Genomic DNA, 10934 nt, shown 5'->3' with positions numbered 1-10934 from the left:
ACCAAAACGCATTGCATTTAGCACCAAAACGCAGAAAATAGGCATAAAAAGCGGCGTGTAAAGGGCTATTTATGGGCAAATAGCCCCTTAGAGATGAAAAATGGGTTGGTGACTTTTGGTTGGGCATTTAGTTGTGCCCAGCACCCCAAATTTATGCTAAAAAGGCCGTATTTTATGCCTAATTTATCGTAAACATCAGTAAATCAGATGGTTATAAACTTGAAAAATACGCGCCGAATTTCGCCCCATGCTCGGATATTTTGCGGCGAGGGCACTCATAATGTTAAAAGATGGTGCAAATATTTTACATTCTTGTAGCTGTTGTTCCGTGTCATGACATGGTTTAAGCGTTTAACCCCAATGGGCTATTTGCGCCTATGCCGATTGGGGTTAACAAGGGCTTAGCCACTGTTTAACCCCCTGTACGGACACTTTTGTGGGCTGCAAAAAGGCACAAAAAAGCTCGCCCCACGAAGGAGCGAGCCAACAATTTAAAAATGATCTATGAAAAAAATCAATGTGCTTAAAGCCAATTACAACTTTGGACCAGCAGCTACGAGCGCCTTACCAGCCTCGTTGCCTTCGTACTTCTGGAAGTTCTTGATGAAACGGCCAGCCAAATCCTTAGCCTTCTCGTCCCACTGAGCGGGGTCGGCATAGGTGTCGCGAGGATCGAGGATGTTGGTAGCAACGCCTTCGAGAACGGTAGGAATTTCGAAGTCGAAGATAGGCAACTTCTTGGTGGGAACGTTGTTGATGGCACCGCAAAGGATGGCATCGATGATGCCGCGGGTGTCCTTAATAGAGATGCGTTTGCCCGTTCCGTTCCAGCCGGTGTTAACGAGGTAAGCCTTAGCACCGTTCTTGGTCATCTTCTTTACCAACTCTTCGGCATACTTCGTGGGGTGGAGTTCGAGGAACGCCTGGCCGAAACAAGCCGAGAATGTGGGCGTGGGCTCGGTGATACCGCGTTCGGTACCGGCAAGCTTAGCGGTGAAACCCGAAAGGAAGTAGTACTTGGTTTGTTCGGGCGAGAGGATGGACACGGGAGGCAGAACACCAAAGGCATCGGCGCTGAGGAAGATAACTTGCTTAGCAGCGGGGCCAGCCGAGATGGGGCGAACGATGTTCTTGATGTGGTTGATGGGGTAAGACACGCGGGTGTTCTCGGTTGTGCTGCCGTCGGTGAAGTCTATCTTGCCATTGGCATCTACCGTTACGTTCTCGAGCAGTGCGTTGCGGCGGATAGCGCCGTAGATGTCGGGCTCGCTTTCCTTATCCAAGTTGATAACCTTAGCGTAGCATCCGCCTTCGAAGTTGAATACGCCGTTGTCGTCCCATCCGTGTTCGTCGTCGCCGATGAGCAAGCGTTTCGGGTCGGTAGAAAGGGTGGTTTTACCCGTACCAGAAAGGCCGAAGAAGATGGCGGTGTTCTCTCCGTTGAGGTCGGTGTTGGCCGAGCAGTGCATGGCAGCTATGCCTTTGAGGGGCAGGTAGTAGTTCATCATGGAGAACATACCCTTCTTCATTTCGCCACCATACCAGGTGTTAAGGATAACTTGCTCTTTGGTTGTAACGTTGAACACAACGGCCGTTTCCGAGTTCAGGCCCAGTTCCTTGTAGTTTTCAACCTTAGCTTTGGATGCGTTGTAAACGATGAAGTCGGGCTCTTGGTCCAGTTCTTCTTGGTTTACGGGCTTGATGAACATGTTGGTAACGAAGTGTGCTTGCCATGCAACCTCCACGATGAAGCGAATCTTCATGCGGGTGTCTTTGTTGGCGCCGCAGAAACCGTCTACCACGAAAAGGCGTTTGTTAGACAGTTCTTCCTTAGCCAGCTTGTTAACGGCTGCCCACGCTTCCTTGCTGGCGCGGTGGTTGTCGTTCTTATATTCGTCGGAAGTCCACCAAACGGTGTCGTGTGAAGTCTCGTCGTCAACGATGAACTTGTCCTTAGGCGAGCGGCCGGTGTAGATACCCGTCTTAACGTTAACGGCACCCAGCTCGGTAACTTGGCCTTTCTCAAATCCTTCGAGGCCGGCTTTGGTCTCTTCTTCGAACAACACTTCGTAAGAAGGGTTGTAAACAACTTCTGTTGTACCTTTAATTCCGTACTTTTCTAGTACTGACTTGTCAAACTTTGCCATTTTTTAAATATGTTTAAGTGTGAAATTTTATCCTAAGCACATGTCTTTTGGTATGCAGCGCAAAGGTAGCAAAATCATAAATAACCACCAAGCTTGCGAGAGAAAAAATGCGCGAACGGCTTTCTTTTTAGGTTAAAGAAAGCAAAAATAAGGGCGTGCCGCCACTTTTGCTATTTGCACATTACAAAAATAAGCGGGAATTTAATACTTTTGCATGGCAAAAGATTAGCCGAAACATTTAACAACCCCATATACTTATATTTCTGACGATAATGAAGATAGTAAATTTTAGCGAACAGAACTCGATTGTAAACCAGTACTTAGCCGAAATGCGCGACGTGGACTACCAAAAGAACCGGCTACTTTTTCGCAACAACATTCAACGCATTGGCGAGTTGGAGGCGTACGAGATAAGCAAGACTTTGGACTATGAGGCGCGCAACATCACGACACCTTTGGGCACGTCGAGCGTGCAAGTGCCTACGGATAAGATTGTGCTGGCCACTATCTTCCGCGCAGGATTGCCCTTTCACAATGGGTTTTTGAATATCTTCGACCACGCCGGCAATGCCTTTGTGTCGGCCTATCGCGAGTATGTTGACGAGCAACACACCAAGGTGGGCATACATGTGGAGTATCTGGCCACGCCGAACATTGAGGGCAAGAACCTCATTATTGCCGACCCGATGTTGGCGACGGGTGGTTCGATGGAACTAGGCTACAAGGCCTTCTTGACCAAAGGCACGCCCAAACGCATCCATGTGGCTTGCGTTATCGCGTCGCCCGAGGGCATTGAGCACATCCGCAAGACGTTCCCCGAGGACAAAACCACCATCTGGTGCGCGGCCATCGACCCCGGATTGAACGAACATAAGTACATTGTGCCAGGCTTTGGCGATGCCGGCGACCTTTGCTATGGCGAGAAGGTGTAGACACCATAAAACTTAAATAGCGATAAAACGCAAAAGCTTAAATAGCGATAAAACGCATACGAGGGCCAGCCTAACTTGCTTGAAAAGTTGGGCTGGCCCTCGTTTTGATGGGGTGGTAAGGCCTTATTTGGCGGTCTCTAAGAGGTTTTTGGGGCTGGTTAGGTGGGCAGAAGGGTGAACATTCCTAGCCTTGACATGGCAGACGTAATAGGGCTTTTCCGATTTTGTGTAGGCAGAAGAGCGAGCATCCCTGGCCTTGACGTGGCAGACGTAATAGGACTTTTCCGATTTCGTGCTGGCAGAAGGGCGAATATCCTTAGCCTTGACCTTAATCTCTCAACTTAATTTTGCAGTTATCCAAGCTTTCTACTGTGGCCAATGCCTTATAGCGGATGCCTAGTTGGCGCAGGGCATCGCCGCCCTTTTGGAAAGCTTTTTCGATGATGAAACCCATGCCTTCGAGGCGTGCGCCAGCCTGTTTGCAGAGGTCTATCACGCCCATCGAGGCGTTGCCGTTGGCCAAGAAGTCGTCGATAAACAGCACATGGTCTTGCGGGGTGAGGTAGTCGGCCGAGATGCACACCGTGTAACTGCGGTCTTTCGTGAACGAATGCACCACCGAAGTGAGCATGTTGTCCATCGTTTTAGGCTGCTTTTTCTTGATGAACACCACGGGCAACTGCATGATGTAGCCCACAAGGATGGCGGGCGCGATGCCGCTAGCCTCGATGGTGACAATCTTGTTGATGTGTGCATCGGCAAAATGGCGGCTGAATTCCTTCGCTACTTCCATCATCAGATTAGGGTCCATCTGGTGATTGATAAAGCTGTCTACCTTTAAAATGCCGCCTTCGTAGCATTTGCCGTCTTGAAGAATGCGCGTTTTTAATTTGTCCATTTGTGAGTTGGTGGGTTTGGGAGTTGACAAGTTGATGAGTTAACAAGTTTGTGAGTTGACAAGTTAACGAGTTTATGAGTTTTTGAATTGGTGGGTTTTTGAGTTGTTGGGTTTATGAGCTTTTGAGTTGATAAGCAGATGGTAAGCGAAAACTTACCAACTTATCAACTCATAAACTCACCAACTAAATTCGCTTTCTATTGAACAGGGCGTTAGCTAAGATAGCTGTTAGTCCGCCTGTGGTGATACCCGACGAGAAGATTGTGCGTACCCCTTCGGGCAATTGTTTCAGTATGTCGGGTATTAGTTCTACGCCCATTCCCAATGCCAAGCTGGCCGCAATAACCAACACGGCCTTGCGATCGAGTTTTTCGCTGCACACGATGCGAACGCCTGCGGCGGCCACCGTGCCGAACATCAGTAGCGTGGCACCGCCTAATACGGGCGAGGGCATGAGCGAAAACACGATTCCCACGATGGGGAAGAGACCCAAAACCACCAACATGGCAGCGATGAAGTAGCCCACATAGCGGCTTGCCACGCCCGTAAGCTGGATAATTCCGTTGTTTTGAGCGAAGATGGAGTTGGGGAATGAAGAGAAAATGCCCGCCAAAAGCGAGTTGAGTCCATCGGCGAACACACCTCCCGAAACGCGCTTTACGTACACTTCGCCGTCTACGGGCTCGCCCGAAACCATCGAATTGGCCGTTACATCGCCCGTGGCTTCGATGGCCGTAACAAGATAAACCAATGCAACAGCAATGATGGAGGAGATGTTAAAGTCGATACCTAGCTTAAAAGGAACGGGTACATAGAACGATTTTACATCGCCTACATTCAAACTAGCAAAGTCTACCATGCCCATACAGAGTGCCAACACATAGCCAACAACTACGCCTAGAATGATAGAGCTCATGCGTACGTATTTGTTGTTGCTGCAATTCAAGGCGATAACACTGGTTAACACCGTGGCGGCAACGATGAGATTGCGCGGCGAACCAAAGTCTGCCGCTGCAAGGTCGCCCCCTCCACAGGCCGTCACGCCTGCCTTAACAAGGCTCAATCCGATGAGCATCACCACGATGCCGCTTACCAAAGGCGTTATAATTCGCCGTAAATATTTAAACGAATAGCTAACGGCCATCTCTACGGGAGCGGCAGCAATGCAGGCTCCGAATATCAATGGCAGCCCGCCTACCTGACCAATGGCGATGATGGGACCAATAAACGAGAAACTGGTGCCTTGCACACAAAGTAGTCCGCAGCCCACTGGACCGAACTTGCGGCATTGTATGAAGGTGGCAACACCCGATACGAAGAGTGCCATCGACACGAGAAAACCCGTGGTGGCGAGGTCCATCTTCAAGGCTTTGGCGATGATTAGCGGTGGCGTAATGATGGCCACGAAGATGGCGAGCAGGTGTTGAACGGCCGCAAAAAGGGTTTCTTGCAGGGGTGGGCGGTCGTTAACGCCGTAAATAACGGCTTTGGTTGTCTTTTGTTCCATGTGTTATCTTGAATAAAATCCTCAGCCCCAACGCCTCTCGGCCTCACCCCCCAACCCCTCTCCGAGGGGAGAGGGGAGTGATATGCTTTGTGACTTTATGAGTTTGTGAGTTTGTGAGTTTGTGAGTTTGTGAGATTATGAGCTTGTGAGTTTGTGAGCTTGTAACTTTATGAGCTTTTGAGTTTATGAGCTTTTGAGCTTGTGACTTTATGTGCTTGTAACTTTATGAGCTTATGGCTTTATGAGCTTGTGAGTTTGTGAGTATTTATGAGTTCTTTTTAACTCTGCAACAAGGCATTTGGCTTAACTCCTTAACTCCTTTACATCTTAACTCCTTATCTCTCCTTTCTCTCGCATTCGGGGCATACTCCTTTAAGAACATAGTTCACACTATTTAGCCGAAAGCCGTCGGGTAACGGCACCACCGGCACCGCCAATTGTTTAAGGCAGAACGTGCGGTGGCAATGTTCGCAATAAAAGTGCGTGTGTTCATCTTGCACAGTGCAGTCGCAATCGTCTGCACATATGGCGTATTTCAGTGCGCCCGACCCGTCGTCAATGGCGTGAATGAGCCTGTGGAGCAGGAAAAGCGAGAGCGTTCGCGAGATGGTGCTCTTGTCTATCGTGGGCAATAGGCGTTCAAGTTCGGGCAACGAGACCGTCTCGTCGCCCCGCATCATCTCGCGAACAATAAGCAGTCGCGTAGCCGTTGGCTTGATGTGGCGTAGCGTTAGTTTCGCCACAAAGTAGGCTTCATCCTGCATTTATTCTTTGTAAGCGTCTATTTTTTTCAGATAAAAGTCGCGGAAATCCTTCCAACGATAATACGAACCGCTAACAGCCTTCAGCGGAAGTGTGGCCTCGTTCTCGTTAAGCATCACCTTGAAAAGCACATCTTTGTCGGCAGCGTTCTTGCGATAGAACACAAATTGCAGGTTAGACGCCATAGGGAAGATTTTATAGTCCACCCAATTCTCGGCGGCAAGCTTTTCCAAGTCGACGATTTGGCGTCCGTTTTGGTTTAAGTCTAGCAAACAAACCAAAGGCATCACCATGGTGTCGTGCCCATAGCGCAGCGTTGCGCCAGGGTTAGGCAGCGCGATGCAGCTGTCTGCTTGGGTTATGATGTTGCGCAATAGGTTACGTTGACTGTAAGGTTGCGTGCCGCCGTTCAATGGCGAAGGGCCATAGGCGATGTACCAACGGGCATTGCCCACCAGCCAGTTGTCGTACAGCTCTTCGTCGGTAAAGAGGTCGAGCAGTTGCAGCTTATGGCGTAGTTCTGTGCTCTGTACGTTGTTGGCCACCCTGATAAGCGTTCGGTTAAACTCGGTGCCGTTAAGGTTTTGTTTCCAATATTGGGGGTCGTTGAAAAGCGAATTCATCAGTCTTTCGTGCATGTCATGTCTCTTCGCAAACGCCGTCCACTCGTCTTTTGCACGTCCGCGCATCTTTTTCGCACGCAAGCTGTCGTCCGTTTGGTTCATATAATACATGTCGTGCATGCTGGCATCATGCTTAATTGTGAGCTGTGGGTTGAGCAGCAAAAGTTGTTGCAAGGCGTTTTCCATGGATAAAATGCAGCGAATAACGGTAGTACTCTTGGCATCGATGGTTGTTCGTCCTGCAAAAACCTCAGGAAAATTCTTAAACATGCGGCGTGCGATGCCCTTATGTTGTTCTGCTCCGCGCTGTGTCAGTTCGCCGTCGCGCCCCATTGCCTCTTCGCGAATCAGTTTTAGTTTGCCCATTGTTGCTTTTCCCAGCGGGGTAAGCTTGCCTAAGCTGTCGGCCTTAGCCAAAGAAAAGTAAGCGGTGTCGTAGTCTTTCATGCCAATGAGATAGCGCGACCCATGCCTGCCATAGTGGCTGATGTAAAACGGCTTGTAACCTTTTGGCGCAGGCGTCTGTGCCTTTTGCGGACCGGGGTAGGCCCAGTAATTACCGGCAGACATAAGTCTGTCTTTCTTGAAATCTTCTTTGGCCTGTTGGGCAAACGCACCAACGCTAAGGGTCAAAGCGTAAAATAGAATTGTAGCTTTTCTCATAAGGCGATAATAATGAATGTGCAAAGATAATTAATTTTTTGAACTTGGCCAAGACAATGGGGAAGTTAAGGCTGAGCAGTTGAAGGGTTAACGAGTTAACAAGTTGACAAGTTGACGAGAAGACGGGGTGGCGAGAGGTTGAAAAGTTAACGAGAAGGCAGGTTAACAAGTTGACAAGTGAACCAGAAGATAAGTTAACAAGTTGATGAGAAGACGAGTTGACAAGAGGTTTAGCAGTTGACAAGTTGACAAGAAGTTTAGCAGTTGAAATCAGCCTGTTAATCGATCAACTTGTAAAATTATCACCATTGGTCTAGGTTTAGAATATAATTCGTACCTTTGCCCAGCCGTTCAACGTTTTGCAAGTGCGTTTAGTTGGATGCGGCTTAGGGCAAAACGAAAGCACAGACATGGCCATATCGTAGGCCACACCTTATTAATAAGGCAACCTTTGACATGAATAATAACCATACAAAATTAACATATACAACCCATGAATGATGGTATCATCTTAATCACGATATTGCTCCTTGTTGTGGCAGTCAATCTTATTGTCGTAAACCGAATAAGGAAACGAACGGATAAGATTGTGGGAGTTGACTCTGACAAGACGGGGGAAGAGGTTGAAGAAGGTAAGGCGTGGCGTGCGTTGTTGTGTAGATGGATAAGCACAGGCAACGTAATCACCTTAATTGGCGGTGGTGTTTCCATTTATTTCGACAACCTATTGCTTTACACGCTATTCGTTTCTTTGCCCGTTCCACTGGGCTTGCTGTTTGCATACGGCAAGAAATGCAAATCGGGTAAAGGCGGTTCTCAGCAGAAAAGCACAGTGCTTATCGTCACCATTGCCGTCGTCTTTCTTCTCGAATTGGTGGCTATCGTGGCCGTTTCCTTTCATGGCAGTGGCGACATAGACCTCTCGTTTAACCCAAAAGAGTTGGAAATCCACGGCTTATATGGCACAAACATCCCGTACGAAGACATCAAACAACTTAGTTTGAAAAGCAGCTTGCCCGCGATAAAGCACCGTTCCAGCGGGTTTGAGGCACGAAAGACAAGGCTGGGCAACTTCGTAACGAACGACGATTTGCGCATCATGCTGTTTACACACTCAGACACTTGCTTTATTCGCATTGTTACGAAGAGCAACGAGGTGTATTATCTAAGCAGTAGGCAACCCAACAAAACAAAAACGCTTTTGGGAGAAATACAGAAACGCATATAGGGTGGATAAATGTTAATACAGACATCGTCGCTTTTTGTAGTAGTCCCCAAAAATCTAACATTAGCTTATTTTTATCATGGCAAATAATTTATTTATAGAAAAGTATATGAATAGAGTGCACTATTTTTCGAGTAACGATCTTTCCATTGGTCATTATCTTAAATTAGTAGAGGAACGAATAACTGAATTGTCACAAAGTTCTATGCACATGGAACTTGTTGATATAATCGAATTATGGAGTATACGTAAATTACTTGAAGGGGATTGTCGCTTGACAACATGGACGAATGAGAAATACCAAGAACTGAAAGCCGCAACTAGTTCATATAATGCAATCATTGCTAAATATATAAATTCGCTTGTTCCTAGTTGCATTAAAGAGTCCTACTCTAAGCTAGATGGGGTATATAAAAAATATTTTTGGAAAATAGTCTCGCAGTTTAAATGTTTCAAGATCATTCTGCCTGAAACGTTGTCGGACATAATCAAGGAAAATACAAATGATTTACGTGCTGTACTATCATGCAAAGAGCTGGTTGACAAGTTTAAGAATGAGATAAAGAAGGTCTTGATGGAAAGTGAAGAAACTGCACACATTTTACTTGATAAATATGTGTCACGGCCATTAGGACATTCTGACAATGAAATCTACTTGCCTTCAAACTTATCAGTAGCTGACAGTGAGAGAATAATACAAATATATTTAGCTAGTTCTGATCCAAATTTAAATTATGTGCGGCTTATTTGTCAAGCTAAAAACCAAGATGGTAAGTTTGTTTTATCTGCCAAAACTCGATTGGTTGCAAAGAGACTAGAAAAACGGCTGAATATGGAGCTGTTGGACAATCCGCAAACTGCAATGGCAACGTTTGAATTCAGAATGGCTTTTATTAACGAAGAAAAGGCTCCCCCTTTTACTTCAAGTAATGAAAATGGGCTGCTAACGTATACTTACAATATAAATGGTATAAGCAAGTATAAAGATGAAGAGCTTCTCTTTTACTGTTATCGCAGTTTTGATTGGTTGAACGAGCACTTTATGTTGAATTTGATAAATAAACATTGCGAGGTGGGAGGTTTAGAATACCTACTTATGGATAAAAGTAGTACGGCATACCCTGATTATAGTAGTTTTAGGCACAAAAATATGATTGCACTTTATCAGCTATATGGCTTTTGTCAAAGCCTTAATCGCCAAGATCGGCTGCTTGAGAACGGCCTATGTAAATTTTATAGCGAAACCCTTAAAAACAAAGTTGGCTATCCAAGTATAGAAATAAAACTTCCTAATAGCAATGACGATTGGCTCACAAAATGTAGAATGATATTTCCAGAGTTAGATAATGTTGCAAGACAGTTTAATACTTTTGTAGAAGAGGACGAGATTGACCCTGAATATTTAGAATTGTTGAGGCCAATGAAGATGACGGACGCAAAGAGTCTTCTCGTAAGCAAATATTGTGAGGCAAATAATAATAGCAAGGATATTGGGAACATATTGAATAATCTATTTGATTCAGGCTCTTTGCTTGACTATGTAGAGCCGTACAAGAATGAGTCGCTTGGTTCTTTTGTGAATCTGATGGAGCATAAAAAGGTGAATTATAACAATTATGAGGAACACCAGAAATATAAAATAGACTTTCTGATAGACTTAGACATTGTCCAAGTAGAAAAGGATGGAACGTTAGTGTTTGTGAATCATTCTATAATAGAAGTTCTCAAGCATATCTGGGAGTATAGTGCTTGTTCTTATTGGCATCTTGATGAACAGGGAATGGCTGCTGCCAATGAGATGATAAAGAAGGGATGGCTAATAACTGATGACCATCTATTAAGTAGGGAAGAACGGAAGTATTTTAGCTTTTATACAGATAACGTAGAGTTCACTAATGGCTATGAGTATAGAAATAGGTATGCACATGGTAATACACCTCCTCCAAGCGATGTGAATGCACATACCGAAGCTTATCTTGTGCTTTTGCGGCTCTTTATCATTCTACTTCTAAAAATATACGATGACCTTCATTTGGCTTATAAGCTTTTGGTAAAATGGCTTCCGACGGCACCCAAAATAAAATAACATTTGTTTTCCTCAATTCTTTTGCGTAATTTCGCCGTTGTTTACGGCTTAGCGGCCACAAAAAATTAGTATCACATCATCATTAACATAT

General features: G+C 45.9%; 8 protein-coding genes. 3 read left to right on the top strand and 5 right to left on the bottom strand.

Annotated elements, in window-relative coordinates; all coding sequences use genetic code 11:
• Window positions 1-533 precede the first annotated feature (533 nt).
• The gene (gene pckA, locus HMPREF2955_RS02470) at window positions 534-2147 is read right to left on the bottom strand and encodes a phosphoenolpyruvate carboxykinase (ATP) (protein ID WP_070720548.1); all 1614 of its coding nucleotides are present in this window, start codon (window positions 2145-2147) and stop codon (window positions 534-536) included.
• 272 nt (window positions 2148-2419) lie between these two features.
• Here pckA and upp point away from each other — a divergent pair, with 272 nt between their 5' ends.
• On the top strand, window positions 2420-3079 hold the full coding sequence (upp, locus tag HMPREF2955_RS02465; protein ID WP_044078296.1) for a uracil phosphoribosyltransferase: 660 nt from the start codon (window positions 2420-2422) through the stop codon (window positions 3077-3079).
• A gap of 328 nt (window positions 3080-3407) precedes the next feature.
• On the opposite strand, the gene xpt is transcribed toward upp, so the two are convergent.
• The 4 genes from xpt to HMPREF2955_RS02445 all read right to left on the bottom strand — a co-directional run bounded on the left by xpt (window position 3408) and on the right by HMPREF2955_RS02445 (window position 7532).
• Window positions 3408-3977, bottom strand: coding sequence for a xanthine phosphoribosyltransferase (gene xpt / locus HMPREF2955_RS02460; protein WP_070720545.1), 570 nt, complete (start codon window positions 3975-3977; stop codon window positions 3408-3410).
• A 184-nt stretch (window positions 3978-4161) separates the two neighbouring features.
• Window positions 4162-5484 (bottom strand): nucleobase:cation symporter-2 family protein, encoded by a 1323-nt coding sequence (locus HMPREF2955_RS02455; RefSeq protein WP_070720541.1) that lies wholly within the window; start codon window positions 5482-5484, stop codon window positions 4162-4164.
• Window positions 5485-5819: 335 nt separating this feature from the next.
• Window positions 5820-6248 (bottom strand): Fur family transcriptional regulator, encoded by a 429-nt coding sequence (locus HMPREF2955_RS02450; protein ID WP_070720538.1) that lies wholly within the window; start codon window positions 6246-6248, stop codon window positions 5820-5822.
• Window positions 6249-7532, bottom strand: coding sequence for a histidine-type phosphatase (locus HMPREF2955_RS02445; RefSeq protein WP_070720535.1), 1284 nt, complete (start codon window positions 7530-7532; stop codon window positions 6249-6251).
• A 493-nt stretch (window positions 7533-8025) separates the two neighbouring features.
• Between HMPREF2955_RS02445 and HMPREF2955_RS02440 the strand changes: the two genes are divergently transcribed.
• Together HMPREF2955_RS02440 and HMPREF2955_RS02435 are read left to right on the top strand one after the other, a co-directional pair.
• The gene (locus HMPREF2955_RS02440; protein WP_019187665.1) at window positions 8026-8760 is read left to right on the top strand and encodes a hypothetical protein; all 735 of its coding nucleotides are present in this window, start codon (window positions 8026-8028) and stop codon (window positions 8758-8760) included.
• Window positions 8761-8836: 76 nt separating this feature from the next.
• Window positions 8837-10843 (top strand): hypothetical protein, encoded by a 2007-nt coding sequence (locus tag HMPREF2955_RS02435; protein ID WP_070720533.1) that lies wholly within the window; start codon window positions 8837-8839, stop codon window positions 10841-10843.
• Window positions 10844-10934: the final 91 nt, after the last annotated feature.

This window comes from Prevotella sp. HMSC073D09, assembly GCF_001814145.1.
In the GTDB taxonomy this organism is placed as follows: Bacteria; Bacteroidota; Bacteroidia; order Bacteroidales; family Bacteroidaceae; genus Prevotella; species Prevotella conceptionensis.
The sequence above is the reverse complement of the archived record's forward strand: the minus strand, read 5'-3'. Positions and strand labels throughout refer to the sequence as shown.

Coding starts and splice junctions, on each gene's coding strand:
- HMPREF2955_RS02440 (WP_019187665.1), top strand. CDS start 8,026: ATGAATGATGGTATCATCTTAATCACGATATTGCTCCTTGTTGTGGCA.
- HMPREF2955_RS02455 (WP_070720541.1), bottom strand. CDS start 5,484: ATGGAACAAAAGACAACCAAAGCCGTTATTTACGGCGTTAACGACCGC.
- upp (WP_044078296.1), top strand. CDS start 2,420: ATGAAGATAGTAAATTTTAGCGAACAGAACTCGATTGTAAACCAGTAC.
- HMPREF2955_RS02435 (WP_070720533.1), top strand. CDS start 8,837: ATGGCAAATAATTTATTTATAGAAAAGTATATGAATAGAGTGCACTAT.
- xpt (WP_070720545.1), bottom strand. CDS start 3,977: ATGGACAAATTAAAAACGCGCATTCTTCAAGACGGCAAATGCTACGAA.
- pckA (WP_070720548.1), bottom strand. CDS start 2,147: ATGGCAAAGTTTGACAAGTCAGTACTAGAAAAGTACGGAATTAAAGGT.
- HMPREF2955_RS02450 (WP_070720538.1), bottom strand. CDS start 6,248: ATGCAGGATGAAGCCTACTTTGTGGCGAAACTAACGCTACGCCACATC.
- HMPREF2955_RS02445 (WP_070720535.1), bottom strand. CDS start 7,532: ATGAGAAAAGCTACAATTCTATTTTACGCTTTGACCCTTAGCGTTGGT.